Source organism: Acidovorax sp. (genome assembly GCF_022763525.1).
Classification (GTDB): Bacteria; Pseudomonadota; Gammaproteobacteria; order Burkholderiales; family Burkholderiaceae_C; genus Acidovorax.
Window position 1 is genome coordinate 1 of record NZ_JALEGG010000223.1, and the last position, 22,353, is coordinate 22,353.

Sequence of the window (22,353 nt, forward strand, 5' to 3'; positions counted from 1 at the left end):
CCCTTCGGGTTGCGATGCCCAAGGGCCATCCGCGGCGTTGCCAAGCCTCGCTGGGGCCGCACCCCAGCTTCGTTTGGCGCCTAGCGCCTGGCCCTTGTGCGTCGCAACGCATCTGGCAAAAATAGTGTGAACAGGCCCTAGGGGCTACAGCGGCTGGGATCGCCGCTGCAGCTGTTGCCGCACGTGGCGCAGCAGGCCTTCGCAGGCATCTTCCACCAGATCCAGCACCTCTTCAAAGCCAGCGGCCCCGCCGTAGTACGGGTCGGGCACCACGGGGCTGTTGAATTGCTGGCAGAACTCGGTCATGCGGCGCAGCTTGTGGGCATGCGCTGGCGGGCAAAGCGCATGCGCCAGGGCCAGGTTGTCCCAGTCCATCGCCAGCACCAGATCGTGGCGTTCAAAGTCTCCGGCGAGCATCTGCCGCGCGCGCAGGTCCGACAGGTCGTAGCCCCGTTGTGCGGCGTGGCGCTGGGTGCGGTTGTCCGGCGCCTTGCCGGGGTGGTAGTTGTGGGTGCCCGCCGAGTCCACATGCACCTGGCTGGCCAGACCACTGTGAACCACCTTGTGCCGGAACACGCCGTGGGCCGTGGGGCTGCGGCAGATGTTGCCCATGCACACAAAGAGTACCGAGTAAGTGGTGATGTGCTCCTGCATGTCTTTGGTGCAGGCCGAGTTCAGGCCGACATCACGACCGGGCCACCCTTGGCAATGCCGCGCTGGTAGGCCGGGCGCGCCTGCATGCGCTGCACGTAGGCTTGTAGATGAGGGCAGCTGGCGGCCTTGGTGGTGCGCGAGAGCGCCGCTTCCACCGCAAAGCTCATCTGAAAATCCGCCATGGTCAGGTGCTTGCCCGCAAACCAGGTGTGCTGGCCCAGGTGCTGCTCCATGAAGTCGAGCGCGGTGTTCACGTTCGGGTCGATGACCTTGTCCTGCACCTTGCCGCACAGGGCCTTGGCAATCGGCTTCACGAAGAAGGGCATGGGCTGGGTGGGGATGGTCATGAACACCAGCTTCATCACCAGCCAGTTCATGAGCGATCCCTCGGCGTAGTGCATCCAGAAGCGGCATTGCCGGTGCTCGGGTGTGCCACGCACGGGCTGCAGGTAGGCCAGATCGCCCCCGGCCTGCGCGCCATACGTTTCCACCAGGTATTCGATGATGGCGCCAGACTCGGCAATCACCTCGCCGTTGTCGGTGATGACGGGGGACTTGCCCAGCGGGTGGATTTTCTTGAGCTCGGGCGGCGCGAGCTTGGTGGCCTTGTCGCGCTGGTAGATCTTGAGTTCGTATGGAACGCCGAGCTCCTCCAGCAGCCAGAGGACGCGTTGCGAGCGGGAAGTTTCAAGGTGGTGGACGGTGATCATGGCGGCTATTGGAACAGCAGCCGCCTTCCCGGCGCAACGGGTGGGTTCCTGCCGCGCCAAGCAAAAAGCCCTCGAACGAGGGCTTTCTTGCGGTGGTGTCTGTCGGCCGACACTAGCCAGCCGGAAACAGAGGCGATCAGCCGCCCTTCTTGGAGCGCTTGCCAGGATTCTTCTTGCTGCGCGTGGCCACGCCGCGCTCCAGGCTCACGCGCTGGCCGCGGCCAGGGGTGCGCAGGGTGTAGCCGGGCAGGGGCTGGGGTTGGGGGGTGCGCTTGCGGTCTGCTTCGGTAACGATCTTGTTGCCCATGATAGGTCTCTGAGGGAGTGGAAAAAGGGGGATATTAGGCCACAGCTGCTGGCCCGGGCACCTGCGGGGGGCTTGAGCGCCTGGGGTTACTTCGCCGCGAAACCCGCCGCCGGGCCCGCGCCCGGGTCGGTGGACAGGGCATCGGTGCCATGCTGCGGCAGCACGAATCCGCGGGTCGCGTCTTCCACGGCGTGCGTGCGGATGACGGGCGGCTGCGCCTTCACGTTGCCGAAGATGGTGGCAAACGCGACATCGGCGGCATCGCGCCCGGTGCCAAAACGCAGCAGGCCCATCGGAATGGCGGTGCCGGACGGATCGAAGATGTACCAGCGGTCGCCCAGGTACACCTCGACATAGGCGTGGAAGTCCGGCGGCCCGAGGGCGGGGTCGGCGCCATAGTCCGTGCCCGAAGTGAACCGTGCCGGAATGTTGACTGCGCGGCATAGGGCAATCATGAGGTGGGCGAAATCCCTGCACACGCCCACTTGCTCGATCAGCGTGTCCACGGCGGCGGTGGTGAAGTTGGACGTGTTGGACGTGAACGCCACGTGCCCGCGCACCCACTCGCAAATCGCTTGCACCCGGCTGTAGCCCTGCGGCAGCGCGCCGAATTCGTTGTGCGCCAGGCGCAGCAGCCGGTCGGACTGGCAGTAGCGACTGGGATAGATGAAGCCCAGCACATCCTGCGGGAGGTAGCGCACCGGCACTTCGGGCAGTTGCGCGGGGTCGGCGCGGTGGTGGGTGATGTCCACGGTGGCCGAGTACGTGAGCTCCAGACGCCCGGGCTCTCCGTGCAGCCGCAGGTAGCGGTTGCGGCTGGCCGGGTCGGTGTGGACCTGGGTCGCGATGTCCTGGTTGAGCACCAGCCGCTCGTGGCTGACCGCCTGGTTCGGCGTGTGGGCGGCGTGGATGTTGAACACGAAATCGGCGCCGTACGGGTCGACGATGTCGTAGCTCAGCTCGATCTGAAGTTCCATGCGCACCCGTGGAGACGCGGGGTGCGCCGCAGGCGCTGGCGAGAGGATGCTGGCGCCTTGCCAGTTGGCGGGGAAATGCGCTGCCGCAGGGGCCTGCGCAACGCTTTGAAGGTGCGCCATGGTTGTCTCAGCGTGCGACGGCCCGAACGCACGCGGGTGCGTCGACGGTGGGAGCCGCCATCGGCCGGGCGGGGGTGACAGAGAAATGCGGGGATATCGCGGCATGATCCAGTCTTTCGTAAGCCCCGCCCGCCGGGCATCGCGCAGGGGCGCGTCCAGGCATTGAAGATGGGGCCGTTCAACCATACGTGCTGCGCTGCCTGCGCGGTGTAGGCGTACTGCTCGCGCGTGCGCAGGTTGCAGGGCGGCGGGCCGCGGCTGGCGCCGGCCTAGTCCAGGTTGAAGAAGCCGCGCAGCGCCTGGCAGAAATCCGCCCCGCCGCTTAGCGTGAAAGTGATGGTGGTGCGCGGCGGCGCCGGCGTGCCCGGGGAAGAGCGCAATTGCCCGTCCGCGCTCTCGAACACCAATTCCAGCGGCGTGCTCACTTCCTGGGAACCCTGCAGGTCGTACTGCCACACACCGCCTTCCTCCGACGGGCCGCAAGCGTCGGGCCAATGCGCGTGGGCCCACGCCAGCACCGCCGCAATCTCGGCATGCAATGCAGGCAGCTTTGCGGGCAGGACACTAGCCATGGCATCGAAGGTGCCGGTGCCGTCCTCGTCTTCGCTGTAGTCGAAATCCAGGTAGTGCAGGTTCATGGGGATAGGGGCTCTTGGAGACCCGCCAGTGTCGTTGATGCCGAGGTTCGTGCGCATGTGTGGGTGCGCGTGTGTGCGCATGGCATGCGCGCCAGGCTCCCTAGAATGCTCCTCTTTTTCCCGCAAGGAGACGAGGTGGCTGAGAGCGTGGTGTTGCAAGTGGACGGCCTGCGGTTTGCCTACCCCGAATGCAAGGTCTTGGACGGGCTGTCTCTGGCCTGGCCCGCGGGCGTTGCCTTGGTGCAAGGGGACGAGAGCAGTGGCAAGACCTCGCTGCTGCGCCTGCTGGCGGGCGAGCTGGCAGCGCAGGCAGGTGAGATCAGCCTGCAGGGGGTGCGGCTGCGAGCCCAGCCCGAGGCCTACCGCGCGCTGGTTTTCTGGCAGGACCCGCGCAGCACGTCGCTCGATGAGCTCACAGCCCGGCAGTGGCTGGCCAGCCTGCCTGCATGCCATGCGCGCTGGGACGCTGCGGCGCTCGCCACCCACGTGCAGGGCTTCTCGCTGGAACCCCACCTGGACAAGCCGTTCTATGCCCTCTCCACCGGCAGCCGGCGCAAAGTGCTCATGGCCGGTGGGCTCGCGAGCGGAGCGGCTCTCACGCTTTTCGACGAACCGGTGGCGGGGCTCGACAGGCCTTCGATCAACTACCTGACGCAGGCGCTGGCAGAGGCTGCGCACCACGCCGCACGCCTCGTGGTGGTGGCGCACTACGAGGCGCTGCCGGGCATCGCTTGGCGTGGGCAGGTCACCCTGGGCCGCCCGGGTGAGGCGCCGGCCACTTGATCTCGGAAAGGGCACGAAGGAAGGACCAGGTTGGTCCCTGATCGGCGCAGTGGGCCGACCACGGGGCGCACTTTGCTGGCATGCGCTGCGCACCCGGGCCTGGGCCCGGTGCAGTTGGCGGCGAGCCAGCCTGCCGCGCTTGTTTTAGACTGGCCCGCTATTCGGTGTTATTTCGCTCCCGAAAGGACTTTCCATGGATGCGCTTCTTTTTGCCCCGGTGGCGGTGGCTATTGCACTCACGCCCGGGCCCAATAATTTCTGTGGCCTGAACAACGGCATCCGCGCAGGGGTGGGTACCGCGCTGGTGGCCACGCTGGGGCGGGTGGCGGCGTTTGCCATCTTCCTGACCATTTCGGCCGTGGGCCTGGGGGCGATGTTGTTGGCATCCGAGACAGCGTTCACCATCGTCAAATGGGTGGGCGCCTGCTATCTCTTCTGGCTGGGCTGGCGCGCGTGGCGCAGCCGCGAGTTCAGCGGCCTGGAGGTGATGGAGGGCGGTGACGTGAAGGCATCCGGCGCGCGCGTGCCCGTGAAAGCGCTCATCACCCAGGAGTTCCTGCTGGGCATCACCAACCCCAAGGCCATCATCCTGTTTGCGGCGGTCTTTCCGCAGTTCATCGATCCGGCCCAGCCGGCGGTGCGCCAGTTTGTGGTGCTGGGCGCCGTGTACCTGGCCGCTGAATTTGTGTCCACGGCGGTCTATGCCGCGGGCGGTCGCCAGATTCGCCGCTTCATCCGCACCTCGCGCGGCGTGGTGCGCCTGAACAAGGCCACGGGCGGGTTTTTCATGGGAGCGGGCGGCTTGTTGTTGACCGCCAACCGGTAACCTGGCGGTTTTCCGCCGCGCTACATCGCCTTGAACAGGTGCGCGTAGAGGCGGCTCACCGGCAGCTTTTCGGCCCGGCCCGCCAGTTCCAGATGCAGCTTGCCGGTCTCGTCGCGCGTCACGGTGGTGATGCTGCTTGCGCGCACCAGGGTGCTGCGGTGGATCTGCCAGAACACCTGCGGGTCGAGTTGCGCGGTCAGTTCCTTGAGCGGGGTGCGGATCAAATACTCCCGGGCCGCGGTCAGCACCCGCACGTATTTGTCGGCCGCTTCAAAGTACAGCACGTCGGCCACCGGCACCATGTGGATCTGGCTGCCGCTGCTGGCTTGGATGAGCGTGAGAGGGGGCGTGCCACCTGGTGTTGCCACAGCCGTGGGAGACGCGACACCCGGCGCGGCCAGCAGGTGCCGCAGCTGCGCCATGGTTGCTTCTAAATTGATAGCTGGTTGCGCTTGATTCATCAGCGCTTGCTGCAGCTTTTGCACTGTTTTTTGCAGCCTGGCCGCCTGCACGGGCTTGAGCAGGTAGTCCACGGCCTGCGCTTCAAACGCCTGGACGGCGTACTGGTCATAGGCCGTCACGAACACCAGCGCGGGAAACGGCCGGTCGTCCGGCCAGGCGTCGGCCAGTTCCACGGCGGCGTCCAGGCCGCTTTGGCCGGGCATGCGGATGTCGAAGAACAGCACGTCGGGCTGCAGGGCCAGCGCCTGTTTCACGGCCGACAGGCCATCCCCCACGGTGGCGGCAACTTGCAGCTCGGGCCAGGCACGGGCCAGCTCCTGCCGCAGTGCGGCGGCCAGCAGGTGTTCATCCTCGGCAATCAGGGCGCGGGGGGCGGGCGGGTTCATGGGTGAGTCGAAGATTTCAAAGGAAAAACGACGCTAGCGCTTGTTCCACCGGCGCTTGCAGCTATCAAATCGAGAGTGCCCGCGGCTCCGTGCAGGGTGGCCAGGCGCTCGCGCACCTGGGTCAATCCGAAGCTCTGGCCGGGGCCAGGCGTGGGCAGCTCGTCCGGCAGGCCCACGCCGGTGTCGTTGACCTCGATGACCAGATGGGGGCCGTCGGGCTCCGCGCGTGTGCTGGCGCGCACGGTGATGAGACCACCCTCCACCTGGGGGTCCAGGCCGTGGCGGATGGCGTTTTCCACCAGCGGCTGCAGCAGCAGCGGGGGCACGGGCACTTCCCGCAGCGCATCGGGCAGATCCAGCGTGTAGGTCAGGCGCGGGCCCATGCGCACCGCCATCAGTTCCAGGTAGTCGCGCAGGCGCTCAAACTCGTGGGCCAGCGGGTGCTGCGTGCTGCGCGACGCGGTGAGCGTGGCGCGCAGGTAGGCAATCATGCGGTCCAGCATCTCCTGCGCGCGGGCGGGGTCGGTGCCGATCAGCACGCGCAGGTTGGCCAGCGTGTTGAACAGCATGTGGGGTTCGAGCTGGGTTTCCAGCAGCTTCAGGCGCGCCTCGCTGGCGTGCATGCGGGCCTCGGCCATCTTGTCTTCCAGGTAGGCTGACTTGTGGATGGCGTAGAAGTAGTAGCTGCCCACCAGCCCGGCAATGGCCGTGATGAGGATGGAAGTGCGCTGGTCTGCGCCGGACAGCGAAGCGCCCGCCGGATAGAAGTGGAAGTAGTACACGCACAGCGCATCAGCCAGCCGCGTGCCCGCCAGGTAGCCGATGACGATGCCCGCCACCACCAGCGCAATGCCCTGCCAGCCCTGAGGCCAGCCTGTCTCGGCGGCGGATGGCATCAGCTCGCGGCCCAGGTCGATGATGGCCCAGGTGAAGGTGCCGATCAGCACCGAGTACACCACGGGCGGCCCGTACGGCTTGTCGGGCATGAAGGCGTACTGGAGGGTGGCCACCACCAGCGTGAAGGCCAGCACCTGAAGGTAGTGCCGCAGCTTGCTGATGGCGTTGAAGTCGCGCCGCAGCGTCATGGCCGGTCTTTGTCCTGCGGAGCCTGCCTTTGCGCCTGCGCGCGCTGCAGGGCGTCGCGTTCGCGCTGCACCATGCGTTCGCGCAGGCCGCTGCCGGTGCCCAGCAGGAACACCGACACCCCGTGCAGCACCAGCCCCAGTCCCCAGCCCAGCAGCGGGTACACCGACCAGGGGCGCGTGCCGAAAGCGTAGCGCGACATGGCAAAGAGCAGCGTGTTGACCAGCACGAACGCAATGGCGTGCACATACCAGCCCAGCTTGGCACTGGCGCGCCGGCGGGCCAGCGTTTCGATCTCTTCGGGGCTCAGGGGTGTGGGCATGGTGGGGTGGAGGATTGGAAGGCTCGGTGGCGCTGCAAGGATTCTAGGTGCCGGCTGCGGGGCAGGCGTGCCCGGCAACACTGGCCACGGCCTGCGCGTCCAGCGTGAGTCCGATGTGATTGGCCCCAGGCACCAGGGTCACGGGTACCGGCTTGCCTGCGTTGGCAAACAGCGCGCCATAACGGTCAGCGTGGAAGATTTCGTCGTTCTCTCCTGCCACGATGCACACGCTGCCCTGGGCATGGCGGATGTCGTTTTCATAGTCGTCATGCGGACGGAAGTTCATGGCCAGGCTGTAGGAATAACTGGGGGTGAGTCCGGCGCGCGACGCATCGTCCAGCGCAAAGCGCAGGACAGGCAAATGGTTCCACCGCGTGACGTCTGCGCGGTTGAGCAGGGTCAGCGCCACCAGCCGGGGCACGCCAATCGACGCCCATCCGCCCGTGTCGGGGCGAGCCGTGGGGGCGTCCTGGTGCAGAAACGGGGAGAGAAGCACATAGTGGTCGAACAGCGCCTGGCGCGCGCTGCCCGCAAAGCGCAGCGCAAAGCCGCCGCCAGCCGAAAAGCCCATCAGCGTCTGCGGGCCTGGGTGGGGCGCGGCGTTCAGGAAATCCTCCACGTCGTCTTCCAGCTGGCCGATGTAGGCGATCTGCCCCCGTTCGCCGGATTCGCCGTGCCCGCGCATGTCGAGCGCCGCCGCCGCGTACCCCTGGGCTGCCAGGGCGCGCGCCAGCACGTGGGTGGAACGTGCCCGCGACGATGAGCCGTGCACCAGCACCACGCGCCGCACGGGCTCGCCCTTCGTCACTGCGGTGGGCAGGTAGCTGTACCAAGCCAGCGATGCGCCGTCGCGCGCGCTGTAGCGCTGCAGGGTGGGAATCCCGCTCCAGTCCACGCCGTCAAACGGGGCGTTGACGCTGGACAGAGGCTGGATGTCCCGCGGTCCGCCCCAGGCGATGGCAGCGGCGAGGGCGGCGGTGCAGGCGAGCAGGGTCAGCAGGGCGGTCAGGAGCATGGGCTTGATGCGGCTAGAGTGCCGGGGGGAAGGGCGCACCATGGCGCCGAGCAACCCGAGCGAGATGGCGGAGATCAAGAGCATGGCAGCGAGGGCTCGGTGGGTCAAAGGAATCAGCGCGTGGCTGCCACAGGCAGCAGGTGCTGTGCAAAGAACGCCACGATCCGGGCGTCCACCTCGGGCAGCACCTTGCGGTCAAAGCCGGGCGGGTCGCCCAGCAGCGCGGTCTGCACGTCGCTCAGCAGGTGCAGGGGCGGCATGGGCGACAGCATGGCGCCGTGGCTGGCGTCCGGCAGGTGGGCTACATGGGTGCAGCGGTCCTGGCAGGCAGCGAGCACGGCGTCACTGTGAAAGCGCGGCACCTGGTTGACATCCATCCCGGCGGTCACCAGCCCCAGCGCGATGCGTGGGTGGGCGAGGGTGGCCATGTCAAAGTCGGCCGCAAAGGGCACGCTGGCCACGGCGGCTTGTATGCGGGGGTCTTGGTGGGTGTAAGCGGTGTCATCGCCAAAGCGGTGGCGTATTACAGCCAGTGCGAACCACTTCTTCAGGCCATCCAGAATGTTGCCGTGCAGCCGGGTGATGAAGCCGACGCAGGAGGAAAAATCGTCGGCAATGTGGGCCTCGCAGTGATCGCGGAAGCGCGCTGGCGACCATGCGCCGCCCGCGAGCGTCAGTGCCGTGTGGCCGCCGGCGGAGCCGCCGAAGACCCCCACCTTGTCCAGGGCCAGCAGCGGGGCCAGGCGGGTGTCCTGGGCCACCGTGTCGATGGCGTGGGAAACCTCTCTTGGGCGGCGCTTCCAGCTCTCGGGGCCCGGAGTGGAAGGGTCTTTGGAATTGTCCCCGGCATGTTCGGGCAGCGCCACGACAAAGCCCGCCGCCACCAGGGCGCGCGCCAGATCGGTGTGCACCCACGGGTTGCCGCCCGAGCCGTGCGTGATGACGATCAGGCGGCCGTTGCCTGGCGTGGCGGTGCCCTGCCAGGCCAACTGCAGCTGAAAAGGGCCGCGCTGCACGGGCTCGTCGGCGCTGCTGCTGGGGTAAAACACGGTGACGGGGCCGTCCCCGGGCAAGCCGGGCAGTTCCGTCAAGCCCGTGCCCGCGTGGGATGTCACGGCCGCGCCGAGGATCAGCAGGGCGAGCGTCAGGCGTTGAAGCATGTTCATTCGGTTCTTTCGACGGTGGCAGGCTTCAGGAGCGCGCGCCGGGCTGGGCCATGCGCTGGCGTTCGGCTTGCACCATGCGGTCGTAGATGCCTGCGCCACCGGTGGTCAAGAACACCACGGCGCCATGCACCGCCAGGCCCAGCCCCCAGCCCAGCAGGGGAAACACGGCCCAGCCCCGGCCGCTGGCGAGGGACAACGTGACCAGCAGCGTGTTGACCAGTACATAGACGACTGCGTGGATGAGCCAGCCGAGCTTGGCGCCTGCGCGGCGGCGGGCCAGGCGTTCCGTGGCGTCGGCGGTGGGTTCGGAGAGCGGGTACGAGTGCATGGCGAGGTCCTGGTAAAAAAGGGAATCGGGGAATAGCGTGGTGGCGGTACCGGCTCAGACCGAAGGGCTGGCCCAGGCGGTGGGCGCCTGCTGCGCCGCACTGCTGCGGGCCAGACGCCACAAACGCAGTGCGCGGGCGCCGAACAGGCCGCTGAGCATGCCGTACAGGCCCGCTATCTGCAGGGCAAAGCCGGCATCGCGCGCCAGGCTGGGCTGCATGGCCAGTTCGATCCCTACGAAGTATTTGGTGAGGAAGATGCCCACGATGAGTGCCAACGGCATGGCGCTGCCTGGCACGTGGAAGCTGCGCGACGAGGGCGCGTAGAGCGTGCCGTGCGGCGCCGTGGGCTGGAACCACAGCGCCAGTGCCGCGGTGGCCGTGGCGGCTGCCGCCCAGGCGCTCAGGGCTTGCGTTGCGACGGCGGCCGAGCCGCCGAAGGCCGAAAGAACGCCCATCACGGAAAAGGCAGCCATCGCCAGCGGCACGAGCTGGGTCCGGCGCAGGCCGACGGTGCGGTCGCGCAACTGGCTGGCACCGAGCCACACCAGGCCTGCGAGCAGGGCCCACACCCAGTAGGGGGTGCGGCCGATGACCTGGAACAGCGCCTGGGGTTGTTGAACAATCAAATTGAGCAGCATGGGGGGGCTCCTGGTGGGATGAGAGGGGAATCGGAGGAAAGGAAGGGGTCAGATCACGCCCAGGGCGGACCAGAGCGAATGACCCAGAAAGCGATCGGGCAGCAGGGTGAAGCCACCGGCCACCACGCAGGCGCCGATGTAGATCTTTTGCATGGTCTGGCGGTGGCCTTCGATGTTGCGCCGGGCGAGGAAGACGAAGGACAGCACCAGCAGGCCCAGCGTCACCGGAATGAACAGGTGGATGAGCCCGAAGCCAGCCCAGCGCGGGCCGGGGCCTCCAGTGATGAAGATCGCCGACACGGCCGTGGCCACCATCAGGGTTACCCAGGCATAGCCGGCAGCGCGGTGCAGGCGCGGGCGCTGGGTGGCGCCCTTGCGGGCCCACAGGGCGATGGGGCCGATGGCGGTGGCCGCCACCGCGGCGGCGAGGTGGATGGCGATGACGGGGGTGAGTTGCATGGTGTGGCTCCGGCGCGTTTTTCTTCAATGGAGCGGACTGTGCCGGCGCTGCCCCGGTGCTGCCAGCGGCTTGCGACGAAATGCGCCAAGGCGGCCGTGAAATGCAGGAGCACGGCGCGACCTGCGGGCGCTTTCGGGGGGGGAACCGGCGGTGCGCAAGCACCCGGGCCCGCGGTTTGACCCCAAGGTTTACTTTTCTTCGCACAGCGTTCAAGGCCGGGTGTGAAATGAGCCTCTACGATCCGGTACGGTTGGATGCCAGTCCAGTCTGCATCCCGAGAACACGCATCAGCACCGCCATGAACCCCCAAGAAGTCAACGCGCCCCCCGCATCGGCCATTCCCCCCGCACCCCCTGGCAGGCCACCCCGGCGTTCCCGCTGGTTGGGAAGCCTGCTGGCCCTGGTGCTGGTGGCGCTGTTGGGGGGGGCTGCGTGGTATCTGATCCAGCGGGCCAACGATGAGTCCAGGGGTGGGGGAGGCTTTCCGGGCGGGGGGCGGCCCTTGGTCACTGTCGGAGACGCCGTGGTGCGCCAGGCCGAGCTGCCGGTGATCATCGACGCGCTGGGCACCGTGATCCCCGCCACCACCGTCACGCTGCGGCCCCAGGTGTCGGGGATGCTGACCCAGGTGCTGTTCACCGAGGGGCAGATGGTCAAGAAAGGGCAACTGCTGGCGCAGATCGACCCTCGGCCTTTCGAGCAGGCCCTGATGCAGGCGCAGGGCACCCGCCAGCGCGACGAGGCACAGCTGGAGAACGCGCGCCTCACGCTGGCGCGCTACCGCGTGCTGCTGTCGCAAGACTCCATCGCCCGCCAGGACGTGGACACGCAGGCCGCGCTGGTCAAGCAACTCGAAGGCACGGTGATGACCGACAAGGCCCAGGAGGGCACCGCCCGCCTGAACCTGGACTACACCCGCATCACCGCGCCCGCGTCGGGACGCATCGGCCTGCGCACCGTGGATGCGGGCAACTATGTGACTTCGGGGGACGCGGCGGGCCTGGCCACCATCACGCAGGTGGCGCCCATCGACGTGCAGTTCTCCGTGCCGCAGGACCGTGTGGTCGACATCCAGGCAGCGCAGGGCGCAGCGGACGCCCTGGCCGTGACAGCGCTGGACCGCACCCGCAAGGCTGAACTCGACAAGGGGCGTTTCTCGACGCTGGACAACCAGGTCGATACCACCACCGGCACCGTCAAGGCCAAGGCGCGGTTCGAGAACGCGGCGGGCGCGCTGTTCCCCAACCAGTTCGTGAACGTGCAACTGCTGCTGCGCAATGTGCCAGCGATGGTGGTGCCTGTGACCGCCGTGCGCACCGGCGCCAATGGCGACTATGTCTATGTCATCAATGACGACCGCACTGTGTCGCTGCGCAAGGTCAAGCGCGGCCAGGCCACGGTGGGGCTGGTGGCGATCACCGAGGGCCTGAAGGAAGGCGAGCGTGTGGTGACCGAGGGCGGGGACCGTCTGCAGGATGGCATGGCCGTGCAGTTGCCGGGGACACAGGCAGCCCGCGCACCTCGCGCGGGTGCCAGCGGGCCGCGCAGCGGCGCCTCCGGAGAAGGCCGCCAGCGCCGGCAGCGACCAGCACAGAACCCCTGAGCGCGAATCCACGACATCGCTACAACATGAGTCCTTCGCGTCCGTTCATCGAGAGACCCGTCGCCACGGCCCTGCTGATGCTGGCCATCGTGCTGGCGGGCCTGCTGGGCTTTCGCTTCTTGCCGCTGTCGGCCCTGCCCGAGGTGGACTATCCCACCATCCAGGTGCAGACCCTGTACCCGGGCGCGAGCCCCGAAGTGATGAGCCGCACCGTGAGCGCACCGCTGGAGCGCCAGTTTGGCCAGATGCCGGGGCTCACGCGCATGGCGTCCACCAGCGCCTCGGGGGTGTCCATCATCACGCTGCAATTTGGCCTGGGGCTGGCGCTGGATGTGGCCGAGCAGGAGGTGCAGGCGGCCATCAACGCAGGCAATTCGCTGCTGCCGGCGGACCTGCCCGCACCGCCGGTGTACGCCAAGGTGAACCCTGCCGACGCGCCGGTGCTCACGCTGGCCATCAGCTCCGACACGCTGCCGCTCACGGAAGTGCAGAACCTGGTGAACACGCGCCTGGCGCAGAAGATCAGCCAGGTTTCGGGTGTGGGGCTGGTGTCGCTGGCGGGCGGGCAGCGGCCCGCGGTGCGCATCCAGGCCGACACCAAGGCGCTGGCCTCCTACGGCATTGGCCTGGATACCCTGCGCACGGCCATCACGTCGGCCAATGCCAACAGCGCCAAAGGCAGCTTCGACGGGCCCCAGCGCTCCTACACCATCAACGCCAACGACCAGTTGCTGACGGTGGACGACTACAAGAACCTCATCGTGTCGTGGCGCAACGGCGCGCCGGTGCGCATGCTGGAAGTGGCCCGCGTGGTGGAAAGCGCCGAGAACAACCGGCTGGGCGCGTGGGCGGGGGTCAACGACCCCCTCCGCGCCGCGCCGGGCCGCCCCCAGCAAGCCGGTGCCCCCTCGGGGGGCAGCGAACCACACGAGGTGGGGAGCGTGGGGGCTTCCATCACTCCAGCGATCATCCTCAACGTGCAGCGCCAGCCGGGCGCAAACGTGATCGCCACGGTGGACAACATCAAGAAGCTGTTGCCCGAGCTGCAGGCGGGCCTGCCCGCATCGCTCAAGGTGCAGGTGCTGTCGGACCGCACCACGGGCATCCGGGGCTCGGTCCACCATGTGGAGCTGGAACTGGTGCTGGCCGTGCTCATGGTGGTGCTGGTGATCTTCTTCTTCCTGCACAGCCTGCGCGCCACGGTCATTGCCAGCCTGGCCGTGCCCATTTCGCTCATCGGCACCTGCGGCGTGATGTACCTGTTGGGCTACAGCCTCAACAACCTCAGCCTGATGGCGCTGACGATTGCCACCGGATTCGTGGTGGACGATGCCATCGTGATGATCGAGAACATCGCGCGCTACCTGGAAGAGGGTGAACCGCCGTTCCAGGCGGCGCTCAAGGGGGCCACGCAGATCGGCTTCACCATCATCTCGCTCACGGTGTCGCTGATCGCGGTGCTGATCCCGCTGCTTTTCATGAGCGATGTGGTGGGACGCCTGTTCCGCGAGTTTGCGGTCACGCTGGCCATCACCATCCTGATCTCCGGCGTGGTGTCGCTCACGCTCGTGCCCATGATGGCCGCGCGTTGGCTGCGCGCCGAGCCTGTGGGCGGGCCGCAGGGCGTGGCGGGGCGCATCAACCGGGGTTTCGAGCGGGTGATCGGCGGCTATGACCGCTGGCTGCAGTGGGTGCTGCGCCACCAGGGCGCCACGCTGGTGGTGGCGGTGCTCACGCTGGCGCTCACGGCACTCTTGTATGTGGTGATCCCCAAGGGGCTGTTTCCCACGCAGGACACCGGTCAGCTGCAGGCCCGCATCGAAGCGTCGCAGGACGTCTCCTATGCCCGCATGAGCGAGCTGCAGCAAGCCGCCGTGCGCGCCATCCTGCAAGACCCGGATGTGCTGTCGCTCAGTTCGTTTGTGGGCGTGGACGCGGCCAACAACACCATGCTCAACGCCGGGCGCATGCTGATCAACCTGAAGCCTCAGCGGGATTCCCAGGAAGCCATCATGCAGCGCTTGCACGAGCGTGTGCGGTCGGTGGCGGGTGTCACGCTGTACCTGCAGCCCACGCAGGACCTCACGATCGATGCGGAAACCGGCCCCACCGAGTACCGCGTGTCGATTGGCGGTGTGGATGCGGCGCAGGTCAACGACTGGACCCGCAAGCTCGCCGAGCGGCTGCAGCGCGAGCCCAAGGTGCGCAATGCCACGACCGATGCAGGCGCGCAGGGCCTGTCGGCCTATGTGGACATTGACCGCAACACCGCGTCGCGCCTGTCCGTGACGGCCAGCAGCGTGGACGACACGCTCTACAGCGCGTTCGGCCAGCGCATCGTCTCCACCATCTTCACCGAGACCAACCAGTACCGCGTGATCCTGGAAGCCCAGCAGGAAGGCATGAACACGCCCGAGGCCCTGGGCACCTTGCAGCTGCGCACGGGCTCGGGCACGCCCACGCCGCTGGCGGCCGTGGCCACCATTCGCGAGCAGCTGGCGCCGCTGCAGATCACGCGCGTGGCCCAGTACCCGGCGGCGACCCTGGGTTTTGACAAGGCCGAGGGTGTGTCCTTGGGCAGCGCGGTGGATGCCATCCGCGCTGCCGCGAAGGAAATCGGGATGCCGCAGGGCCTGTCGATGGAGTTCCTGGGGGCTGCGGGGGCGTATGAAAAATCGCTGTCCAGCCAGCTGTGGCTCATTCTGGCGGCCATGGTGTGCGTGTACATCGTGCTCGGCGTGCTGTATGAGAGCTACATCCACCCGGTGACCATTCTTTCAACCCTGCCCTCGGCCGGGGTCGGTGCGCTGCTGGCGCTGATGCTCACCGGCAACGACCTGGGGGTGATCGGCATCATCGGCATCATCCTGCTGATCGGCATCGTCAAGAAGAACGCGATCATGATGATCGACTTCGCGATTGACGCGGAGCGCCACCAGAACATGCCGCCCCAGCAAGCCATTCACCAGGCCGCGCTGCTGCGCTTTCGCCCCATCCTCATGACCACGCTGGCGGCGCTGTTTGCCGCGCTGCCGCTGATGCTGGGTTGGGGCGAGGGGGCGGAACTGCGCCGGCCCCTGGGGCTGGCGATTTTTGGTGGGCTCATCCTGAGCCAGATGCTCACCCTGTTCACCACGCCGGTGATCTACCTCGCCTTTGACCGGCTGGGCCGCCGCTGGACGGGCCGTGGCACGGCGGCGCCCCCCGTACAGGCCGAAGGGGAGGCACCATGAACCTCTCGCGCCCCTTCGTGGAGCGTCCGGTGGCCACGGTGCTGCTGACGATCGGCGTGGCCCTGGCAGGTATCGCCGCATTTTTTGTGCTGCCGGTGTCGCCGCTGCCGCAGGTGGACTACCCGGCCATCTCGGTGTCGGCCACGCGGGCCGGTGCCAGCCCCGAGACCATGGCTACCAGCGTGGCCACGCCGCTGGAGCGGCGGCTGGGGGTGATCGCCGGGGTCAATGAAATGACCTCGACCAGCTCCAGCGGATCGGCACGCGTGAGCCTGCAGTTCGACCTGAACCGCAACATCGATGCGGCCGCGCGCGAGGTGCAGGCCGCCATCAACGCGGCGCGGGCCGACCTGCCCGCCACGCTGCGCAGCAACCCCACGTACCGCAAGCGCAACTCGGCGGCATCACCCGTCATCATCCTGGCGCTCACTTCTAAGACGCGCACGCCTGGCGAGATCTACGATGCAGTCTCCAACGTCGTCAGCCAGCGCCTTTCGCAGGTCGACGGGGTGGGCGAGGTGGAGATCGGTGGCGGCTCGCTGCCCGCCGTGCGCGTGGAGCTGTTGCCCTTCGCGCTCCACCGCTACGGCATCAGCACCGAAGACGTGCGCGCGGCCATCCAGGCCTCCAACGCCAACCGGCCCAAGGGCGCCATCGAAGGCGACGGGCGCCGCCTGCAGATCTACACGCCATCGCCCGCGCGCAAGGCGGCAGAGTACGAGTCGCTCATCGTCGCCTGGCGCAACAACGCCGCCGTGCGGCTGGGGGACGTGGCGCGCGTGGTGGACGGGGTGGAAAACCGCCGCACGGTGGGCCTGTTCAACGGCGAGCCCGCCATCATCGTGCTGGTCACGCGCCAGCCGGGGGCGAACATCATCGAGACGGTGGATGCCGTGCGCGCGCTGTTGCCCGACCTGCAGGCCCAGCTGCCGCAGGACATTCAGGTGGCCGTGGCGTCCGACAGCACCAACTCCATCCGTTCGTCCCTGCACGAGATCGAGCTGACGCTGATGGTCTCCATCGCCCTCGTGGTGCTGGTGGTGGGCCTCTTCTTGCGCAAGGCACGGGCCACGGTGATCCCGGCGGTGGCCACCGTGGTGTCGCTGCTGGGAACCTTCGGCGTGATGTACTTCCTGGGCTTCAGCCTCAACAACCTGAGCCTGATGGCGCTCACCGTGGCCACGGGCTTTGTGGTGGACGACGCCATCGTGGTGCTGGAGAACACCATGCGCCACATCGAGGCCGGCATGGACCGCATGCAGGCCGCGCTGCAGGGTGCGCGCGAGGTGGGGTTCACGGTGCTGTCGATCAGCCTGTCGCTGGTGGCGGTGTTCATTCCGCTCTTGTTCATGGATGGACAGGTGGGGCGGCTGTTCCGCGAGTTCGCGGTCACGCTGTCGGTGGCGGTGATGATCTCGCTGGTGATCTCGCTCACCACCACGCCCATGATGTGTGCGTGGCTCCTGCGGGCGCACGACCCGGCCAGCGACAAGCCCCCTTCGCGCCTGGCCCGGTGGGCCGAGCGCGGCTATCGGGGCGTGCTGCGGGTGTATGAACACAGCCTGGACTGGGCGCTGGCGAGCAAGGGTCTGGTGATCCTCATCCTGCTGGCGGTGATCGGGCTCAACGTATACCTGTTCGCCAAGATCCCCAAGGGATACTTCCCCGAGCAGGACAACGGTCAGCTCAACGCGGGCCTCAGGGCCGACCAGAGCATTTCGTCCGATGCCCTGGCGCGCAAGCTGCGCGAGGCTGTGGAGATCATCCGCAAGGACCCTGCCGTGGACACTGTGGTCGGCTTTTCGGGGGGCGGGCGTGCCGGGGGCGGGTTCATGTTCGTGAACCTCAAGCCTTTGAAGCAGCGCACGGACAGCACCCCGGCCGTCATCGCGCGCTTGCGGCCGCAGCTCAACCAGATCACGGGCTTGCGCGTTTTCCTGAACCCCGTGCAGGACTTGCGCATGGGCGGGCGCTCCAGCAACTCCACCTACCAGTACACGCTCAAGAGCGACAACATGGCGGACCTCAAGCAATGGGCGGGCAAGCTGGCCGACCGGCTCAAGGAGGAAAGCCTGCTCAAGGACGTGGATACCGACCAGGCTGAAAACGGCGTGGAGACGTACATCGAGGTGGACAAGGCCACAGCCTCGCGCCTGGGCGTGAGTGCCTCGGCCATCGACAACGCGCTGTACAACGCCTTCGGCCAGCGCTCGGTGGCCACCATTTACGGCGAGCTCAACCAATACGCCGTCATCATGGAGTGGGCGCCGGAGTACACCCGGGGCCCGCCGGCCCTCCAGGATATCTACGTGGCCAGCAACCCGACCGGTGCCACGGGCACGGCGGCCAACCCGGGCCAGCGGGGCGCGTCCACCGGCAATGTCCTCAGCACCACGCCATCGACCATGGTGCCGCTGAGCGCCTTGGCGCGCGTGGTGGAGCGGGCATCGCCCACCTCCATCAGCCACCAGGATGGCGAGCTGGCGACCACCATCTCGTTCAACATCGACCCCGGGACCTCGCTGGAGCAGGCGCGCCAGGTCATCGAGCAGGCGGAGGCCGACATCGCCATGCCCACCAACGTGCGCGGCAGCTTTCAGGGCACGGCGCTCAGCGCCCAGCAGTCGCAGGGACAGCAGGCGTTCCTGATCTTCACCGCCATCGTGGTGATCTACATCGTGCTCGGTGTGCTGTATGAAAGCCTGATCCACCCGATCACGGTGCTCACCACGCTACCGTCGGCGGGGGTGGGTGCCGTGCTGGCGCTGCTGCTGTTCAACATGCAGTTCACCATCATCGCGCTCATCGGGGTGTTCCTGCTGATCGGCATCGTCAAGAAGAACGCGATCATGATCATCGACTTTGCGCTGGACGCCGAGCGCGCGCGTGGGCTCACGGCGCTGGAGGCCGTGCGCGAGGCCTGCATCCTGCGGTTTCGGCCCATCCTTATGACGACGGTAGCGGCGGCGCTGGGGGCCTTGCCGCTGGCCATCGGCTTCGGGCAGGGCTCGGAACTGCGCCAGCCTCTGGGGGTGGCGATCATCGGCGGGCTCATCGCGAGCCAGTTGCTCACCTTGCTGACCACGCCGGTGGTCTATGTGCTGCTCGACAAGCTGCGCAAGCCCGCACCCAACGAACAACAACTCAGCCGCGCCGGGGCTCACGGTGCCGCTGCCTGACCAGCGTTCCATGACACTTCTATTTGCTTCGCTCATCCATCGAACGCGTGAGGCCGCCGGCACGCGGCGGGCCGCCCTGGCACTGGCAGCCGCCGTGCTGCTGCCAGCCTGTACGACCACGCCGCCCTACCAGCCGCCCGCGATGGCGGTTCCCGCTGCCTTCAAGGAGGCTGGGGCCACCTGGACTCCTGCGGCGCCCGCCGACGCGCTGGACCGCGGCCCCTGGTGGGAGCTGTTCCAGGACGCCGAGCTCAACCGCCTCGCCGAGCAGGTGGAGCTGTCCAACCAGAACATCGCTGCGGCCGTGGCTGCCTACGCGCAGGCGCAGGCCGTGGTACGCCAGCAGCGTGCGGGCCTGCTGCCGTCGGTGAGCCTGTCGGGCGGTGCCACGCGCATGGGCGGCGAGGGCGCGGCGCGATCCGGCCTGTCCACGCAGGCATCGCTGGGCGTGGACTGGGCGCCGGACCTCTGGGGCCGCTTGCAAAGCGGCGTCGACAGCGCCCAGGCCAGCGCGCAGGCCAGCGAAGCCGACCTGGCCTCGGCCCGCCTGTCAGCCGTGGGCACCCTGGCCTCGGCCTACTTTCAGCTGCGCGAGGCCGACGCGGAAATCGACCTGCTGCAGGCCACAGTCGAAGGCTACGAGCGCAGCCTGCAGATTGCGCGCAACCGCTATGGCGCTGGCGTGGTGGCGCAGACCGATGTGCTGCAGGCGCAGACCCAGCTGGCCAACGCCCGGGCCGACTTGGCCACCGTGCGGCAGAACCGGGCGCGCTTCGAGCATGCGCTGGCCGTGCTGACCGGGCGGGCGCCTGCCGACTTTGCGCTGGCGCGCGCCCAGTGGGTGCCCGCCGTGCCAGACGTGCCGCTGGGCATACCTTCCACGCTGCTGCAGCGCCGGCCCGACATTGCGTCGGCCGAGCGCGCCGTGGCGGCTGCGAATGCGCAGATCGGCATCCAGCGCGCGGGCTACTTTCCGAACCTGAGCCTGGGTGCCTCCGCGGGCACCAGCGGTGGCAGCGTGGCCGACCTGTTCAAGGCATCGTCGCTGGTGTGGTCGCTGGGCCTGTCGGTGGCGCAGACCCTCTTTGATGCCGGGGCCACGGCGGCCCGTGTGGAAGAGGCCCAGGCCGCGCGCGACGGACGTGTCGCGGCCTACCGCCAGACCGTGCTCACGGCCTTCCAGAGCGTGGAGGACCAGCTCACCGTGCTGCGCACCCTGCAGGAGCAGGAGCCTCTGCGCCGCGAGGCCGTGGCGGCCGCCGAGCGTACCGCGCAGCAACTGCTCAACCGCTACCGCGAAGGCCAGGTGAGCTACACGGAGGTGGTGACGGCCCAGGTCTCGGCGCTGTCCGCGCAGCGGGCGCTGCTGCAGCTGCAGGTCAACCGGCAACTGGCGGTGGTGACGCTGGTGCAGGCGCTGGGCGGCGGTTGGCAGGCACCGTGGCAGCCCCCTGTCTGAGGGCCGCCCGACGCGGCTGGGCATATACTCCTGTTTTGATAGCTGCTAGCGCTTGATTAGCAAGCGCTAGCGCATGATTTGATTCCAATTCTTTCAAGGAGTCCGCGTGGACGTTGTATTGCTGGTCAAGGCCGCCATCATGGGCGTGGTCGAGGGCCTGACCGAGTTCCTGCCCATTTCCTCCACGGGGCACCTGATCCTGGCGGGATCGCTGCTGGGCTTCGACGACGCGAAGGCCAAGGTCTTTGACATCGCCATCCAGACCGGCGCCATCTTCGCCGTCATCCTGGTGTACTGGCAGAAGATCCGTGACACCCTGGTGGCGCTCCCCACCCAGCGCCAGGCACAGCGCTTCGCGCTCAACGTGTGCATCGGCTTCCTGCCCGCGGTGTTGCTGGGCCTGCTGTTCGGCAAGGCCATCAAGGCCCATCTGTTCACCCCTGTCGTGGTGGCCAGTACCTTCATCATCGGCGGCTTCATCATTTTGTGGGCGGAGCGCCGTTCCCCCGCAGCCGCCCGCATCCAGTCGGTCGATGACATGACGCCGCTGGATGCCCTCAAGGTCGGCCTCGTGCAGTGCCTGGCCATGGTGCCAGGCACGAGCCGCAGCGGTGCCACCATCATCGGCGGCATGCTGCTGGGGCTGTCGCGCAAGGCCGCCACCGACTTTTCGTTCTTCCTGGCCATCCCCACACTGATTGGCGCCGGGGTCTACAGCCTGTACAAGGAGCGCGCGCTGCTGTCGGCCGCCGATCTGCCCATGTTCATGACCGGGCTGGTGTTTTCCTTCCTGAGCGCCTGGCTGTGTGTGCGCTGGCTTTTGCGCTACATCAGTACCCACAGCTTTGTTCCGTTTGCGTACTACCGCATCGTGTTTGGTGTGGTGGTTTTGTTGACTGCCTGGACTGGCCTGGTGCAGTGGGCAGATTGATAATCCCGCCATGCGCCGTTCTATCCTGACTCTTCGCTGCCTCTCCTGCACCATTGCGCTGGCTTGCCTGGGCGTCTGGCCGGCAGCGCACGCAGCCACTGAAGAAGCCCAGGACGGCGATGAGTCCGCCAAGCCCCGCTTCAACTATGCCCTGGGGGCGCTGGTCAGCTCCAGCCCCGACTATGCCGGCGGCGATGGCCGCAAGAACAGCCTGCGCCCAGCCTGGGCGGTGGAGTATGGGCGCTTCCGGCTCAGCACCTCGCGCGGCAGCGCCTTCATGGGCCACGGGCTGGCCCCGCGCGATGCGGGTGGTGCCAGCGCAACCTTGGCCCAGGGGGACCAGTTCAACCTGAGCGCCTCGCTGCGCATCGACAAGGGCCGTGACGCATCGGATGCGCCCATCCTCATTGGCCTGCCTTCGGTGCGGTCCACGTTGCGCGCCCGGGTGAGCGCGGGCTACGCCCTCACACCGCGCTGGTCCGTTGGCGCCGGCATCTCGCAAGACATTCTGGGGCGCGACGGCGGTGCACAGATCTCCACCAGCGTGGCCTACACCTGGCCGCTGACCGAGCAAACCAAGGTGGTTTTTGGCGCGGGCGCGAGCTTTGGCGACCGCAAGTACCTGGGCAGCCATTTTGGCGTGCCCCCTGGCAGCGCCAGCCCCCTGCCGGTGTTCGAGCCAGGGGCGGGGCTCTACAGCGTGGACGCGGGGGTGGAGGTGATGTCCGCCCTCAGCCGCCACTGGGTGATCCTGGGGGCGGCCCGGGTGTCCCAACTCCAGGGCGACGCACGGCGAAGCCCGCTCACCATCGAGCCCACGGGGTACTCTGTGTCTGTGGGCCTCGCCTATCGCTGTTGCCGCTAGGCCAAGCTTGTCAGCTGGCGGCTCCGTGCCGGGCCGCGGGGCCTAGCCCGATATCAAGTCCCTGAAGATACCCTGGGCGGCCGATGTTGTGCGGGGGCGATACGCCCTCGTGGTTCGGGATCGCGGGCTGGTGCGGCTGCCAGCAGGCGAAAGTGATAAGCTGCCGCTGACACACTGTTACCTGTAGCAGGGCGATGAGAAGCGGCC

At 67.7% G+C, this 22,353-nt stretch carries 21 protein-coding genes; 8 read left to right on the forward strand and 13 right to left on the reverse strand.

Going from position 1 to position 22,353, the window contains the following annotated elements; translation table 11 throughout:
- Positions 1-144: 144 nt before the first annotated feature.
- The 5 genes from MRY84_RS17330 to MRY84_RS17350 all read right to left on the reverse strand — a co-directional run bounded on the left by MRY84_RS17330 (position 145) and on the right by MRY84_RS17350 (position 3,406).
- A complete protein-coding gene (locus tag MRY84_RS17330; RefSeq protein WP_291506946.1) occupies positions 145-654 on the reverse strand; it encodes a low molecular weight protein-tyrosine-phosphatase in 510 nt (169 codons plus the stop codon).
- A gap of 20 nt (positions 655-674) precedes the next feature.
- On the reverse strand, positions 675-1,364 hold the full coding sequence (locus tag MRY84_RS17335) for a glutathione S-transferase (RefSeq protein WP_291506947.1): 690 nt from the start codon (positions 1,362-1,364) through the stop codon (positions 675-677).
- 136 nt (positions 1,365-1,500) lie between these two features.
- The gene (locus MRY84_RS17340) at positions 1,501-1,671 is read right to left on the reverse strand and encodes a hypothetical protein (protein WP_174240364.1); all 171 of its coding nucleotides are present in this window, start codon (positions 1,669-1,671) and stop codon (positions 1,501-1,503) included.
- A gap of 86 nt (positions 1,672-1,757) precedes the next feature.
- Entirely contained in the window at positions 1,758-2,648 is an 891-nt protein-coding gene (locus tag MRY84_RS17345) for a transglutaminase family protein (protein WP_291506974.1), read from the reverse strand.
- Positions 2,649-3,037: 389 nt separating this feature from the next.
- On the reverse strand, positions 3,038-3,406 hold the full coding sequence (locus MRY84_RS17350; RefSeq protein WP_291506948.1) for a hypothetical protein: 369 nt from the start codon (positions 3,404-3,406) through the stop codon (positions 3,038-3,040).
- A 105-nt stretch (positions 3,407-3,511) separates the two neighbouring features.
- On the opposite strand from MRY84_RS17350, the gene MRY84_RS17355 reads away from it, so the two are divergent.
- A complete protein-coding gene (locus tag MRY84_RS17355; RefSeq protein WP_291506949.1) occupies positions 3,512-4,189 on the forward strand; it encodes an ATP-binding cassette domain-containing protein in 678 nt (225 codons plus the stop codon).
- Positions 4,190-4,382: 193 nt separating this feature from the next.
- The gene (locus MRY84_RS17360) at positions 4,383-5,015 is read left to right on the forward strand and encodes a LysE family transporter (RefSeq protein ID WP_291506950.1); all 633 of its coding nucleotides are present in this window, start codon (positions 4,383-4,385) and stop codon (positions 5,013-5,015) included.
- 20 nt (positions 5,016-5,035) lie between these two features.
- On the opposite strand, the gene MRY84_RS17365 is transcribed toward MRY84_RS17360, so the two are convergent.
- The 8 genes from MRY84_RS17365 to MRY84_RS17400 are packed head-to-tail and all read right to left on the reverse strand — an operon-like array spanning position 5,036 to position 10,875.
- A complete protein-coding gene (locus MRY84_RS17365; protein WP_291506951.1) occupies positions 5,036-5,863 on the reverse strand; it encodes a LytTR family DNA-binding domain-containing protein in 828 nt (275 codons plus the stop codon).
- Positions 5,860-6,948: a histidine kinase gene (locus MRY84_RS17370; protein WP_291506952.1), complete on the reverse strand. Its 1,089-nt coding sequence runs from the start codon at positions 6,946-6,948 to the stop codon at positions 5,860-5,862. Before MRY84_RS17370 ends, MRY84_RS17365 begins: the two co-directional genes overlap by 4 nt.
- Positions 6,945-7,268, reverse strand: coding sequence for a 2TM domain-containing protein (locus MRY84_RS17375; RefSeq protein WP_291506953.1), 324 nt, complete (start codon positions 7,266-7,268; stop codon positions 6,945-6,947). Before MRY84_RS17375 ends, MRY84_RS17370 begins: the two co-directional genes overlap by 4 nt.
- A 43-nt stretch (positions 7,269-7,311) precedes the next feature.
- Positions 7,312-8,367 carry an alpha/beta fold hydrolase gene (locus MRY84_RS17380; RefSeq protein WP_291506954.1) on the reverse strand — a complete coding sequence of 352 codons (1,056 nt, stop codon included), beginning with the start codon at positions 8,365-8,367 and terminating at the stop codon, positions 7,312-7,314.
- Between the two features lie 29 nt (positions 8,368-8,396).
- Entirely contained in the window at positions 8,397-9,449 is a 1,053-nt protein-coding gene (locus MRY84_RS17385) for a dienelactone hydrolase (protein WP_291506955.1), read from the reverse strand.
- A gap of 25 nt (positions 9,450-9,474) precedes the next feature.
- Positions 9,475-9,777: a 2TM domain-containing protein gene (locus MRY84_RS17390; RefSeq protein ID WP_291506956.1), complete on the reverse strand. Its 303-nt coding sequence runs from the start codon at positions 9,775-9,777 to the stop codon at positions 9,475-9,477.
- 54 nt (positions 9,778-9,831) lie between these two features.
- On the reverse strand, positions 9,832-10,416 hold the full coding sequence (locus tag MRY84_RS17395) for a DUF6622 family protein (RefSeq protein ID WP_291506957.1): 585 nt from the start codon (positions 10,414-10,416) through the stop codon (positions 9,832-9,834).
- Between the two features lie 48 nt (positions 10,417-10,464).
- Positions 10,465-10,875 (reverse strand): DUF2306 domain-containing protein, encoded by a 411-nt coding sequence (locus MRY84_RS17400; protein WP_291506958.1) that lies wholly within the window; start codon positions 10,873-10,875, stop codon positions 10,465-10,467.
- 299 nt (positions 10,876-11,174) lie between these two features.
- Between MRY84_RS17400 and MRY84_RS17405 the strand changes: the two genes are divergently transcribed.
- From MRY84_RS17405 to MRY84_RS17430, 6 genes are all read left to right on the forward strand, one after another.
- The gene (locus MRY84_RS17405) at positions 11,175-12,479 is read left to right on the forward strand and encodes an efflux RND transporter periplasmic adaptor subunit (protein ID WP_291506959.1); all 1,305 of its coding nucleotides are present in this window, start codon (positions 11,175-11,177) and stop codon (positions 12,477-12,479) included.
- A 26-nt stretch (positions 12,480-12,505) separates the two neighbouring features.
- Positions 12,506-15,712 (forward strand): efflux RND transporter permease subunit, encoded by a 3,207-nt coding sequence (locus tag MRY84_RS17410; RefSeq protein WP_291506960.1) that lies wholly within the window; start codon positions 12,506-12,508, stop codon positions 15,710-15,712.
- Positions 15,709-18,891: an efflux RND transporter permease subunit gene (locus MRY84_RS17415; protein ID WP_291506961.1), complete on the forward strand. Its 3,183-nt coding sequence runs from the start codon at positions 15,709-15,711 to the stop codon at positions 18,889-18,891. The genes MRY84_RS17410 and MRY84_RS17415 overlap by 4 nt, the downstream gene beginning before the upstream one ends.
- A gap of 10 nt (positions 18,892-18,901) precedes the next feature.
- Positions 18,902-20,350: an efflux transporter outer membrane subunit gene (locus tag MRY84_RS17420; RefSeq protein ID WP_291506962.1), complete on the forward strand. Its 1,449-nt coding sequence runs from the start codon at positions 18,902-18,904 to the stop codon at positions 20,348-20,350.
- 106 nt (positions 20,351-20,456) lie between these two features.
- The gene (locus MRY84_RS17425; RefSeq protein WP_291506963.1) at positions 20,457-21,281 is read left to right on the forward strand and encodes an undecaprenyl-diphosphate phosphatase; all 825 of its coding nucleotides are present in this window, start codon (positions 20,457-20,459) and stop codon (positions 21,279-21,281) included.
- A gap of 10 nt (positions 21,282-21,291) precedes the next feature.
- A complete protein-coding gene (locus tag MRY84_RS17430; protein ID WP_291506964.1) occupies positions 21,292-22,146 on the forward strand; it encodes a MipA/OmpV family protein in 855 nt (284 codons plus the stop codon).
- Positions 22,147-22,353: the final 207 nt, after the last annotated feature.

Coding starts and splice junctions, on each gene's coding strand:
- MRY84_RS17330 (WP_291506946.1), bottom strand. CDS start 654: ATGCAGGAGCACATCACCACTTACTCGGTACTCTTTGTGTGCATGGGC.
- MRY84_RS17335 (WP_291506947.1), bottom strand. CDS start 1,364: ATGATCACCGTCCACCACCTTGAAACTTCCCGCTCGCAACGCGTCCTC.
- MRY84_RS17340 (WP_174240364.1), bottom strand. CDS start 1,671: ATGGGCAACAAGATCGTTACCGAAGCAGACCGCAAGCGCACCCCCCAA.
- MRY84_RS17345 (WP_291506974.1), bottom strand. CDS start 2,648: ATGGAACTTCAGATCGAGCTGAGCTACGACATCGTCGACCCGTACGGC.
- MRY84_RS17350 (WP_291506948.1), bottom strand. CDS start 3,406: ATGAACCTGCACTACCTGGATTTCGACTACAGCGAAGACGAGGACGGC.
- MRY84_RS17355 (WP_291506949.1), top strand. CDS start 3,512: ATGCTCCTCTTTTTCCCGCAAGGAGACGAGGTGGCTGAGAGCGTGGTG.
- MRY84_RS17360 (WP_291506950.1), top strand. CDS start 4,383: ATGGATGCGCTTCTTTTTGCCCCGGTGGCGGTGGCTATTGCACTCACG.
- MRY84_RS17365 (WP_291506951.1), bottom strand. CDS start 5,863: ATGAACCCGCCCGCCCCCCGCGCCCTGATTGCCGAGGATGAACACCTG.
- MRY84_RS17370 (WP_291506952.1), bottom strand. CDS start 6,948: ATGACGCTGCGGCGCGACTTCAACGCCATCAGCAAGCTGCGGCACTAC.
- MRY84_RS17375 (WP_291506953.1), bottom strand. CDS start 7,268: ATGCCCACACCCCTGAGCCCCGAAGAGATCGAAACGCTGGCCCGCCGG.
- MRY84_RS17380 (WP_291506954.1), bottom strand. CDS start 8,367: ATGCTCTTGATCTCCGCCATCTCGCTCGGGTTGCTCGGCGCCATGGTG.
- MRY84_RS17385 (WP_291506955.1), bottom strand. CDS start 9,449: ATGAACATGCTTCAACGCCTGACGCTCGCCCTGCTGATCCTCGGCGCG.
- MRY84_RS17390 (WP_291506956.1), bottom strand. CDS start 9,777: ATGCACTCGTACCCGCTCTCCGAACCCACCGCCGACGCCACGGAACGC.
- MRY84_RS17395 (WP_291506957.1), bottom strand. CDS start 10,416: ATGCTGCTCAATTTGATTGTTCAACAACCCCAGGCGCTGTTCCAGGTC.
- MRY84_RS17400 (WP_291506958.1), bottom strand. CDS start 10,875: ATGCAACTCACCCCCGTCATCGCCATCCACCTCGCCGCCGCGGTGGCG.
- MRY84_RS17405 (WP_291506959.1), top strand. CDS start 11,175: ATGAACCCCCAAGAAGTCAACGCGCCCCCCGCATCGGCCATTCCCCCC.
- MRY84_RS17410 (WP_291506960.1), top strand. CDS start 12,506: ATGAGTCCTTCGCGTCCGTTCATCGAGAGACCCGTCGCCACGGCCCTG.
- MRY84_RS17415 (WP_291506961.1), top strand. CDS start 15,709: ATGAACCTCTCGCGCCCCTTCGTGGAGCGTCCGGTGGCCACGGTGCTG.
- MRY84_RS17420 (WP_291506962.1), top strand. CDS start 18,902: ATGACACTTCTATTTGCTTCGCTCATCCATCGAACGCGTGAGGCCGCC.
- MRY84_RS17430 (WP_291506964.1), top strand. CDS start 21,292: ATGCGCCGTTCTATCCTGACTCTTCGCTGCCTCTCCTGCACCATTGCG.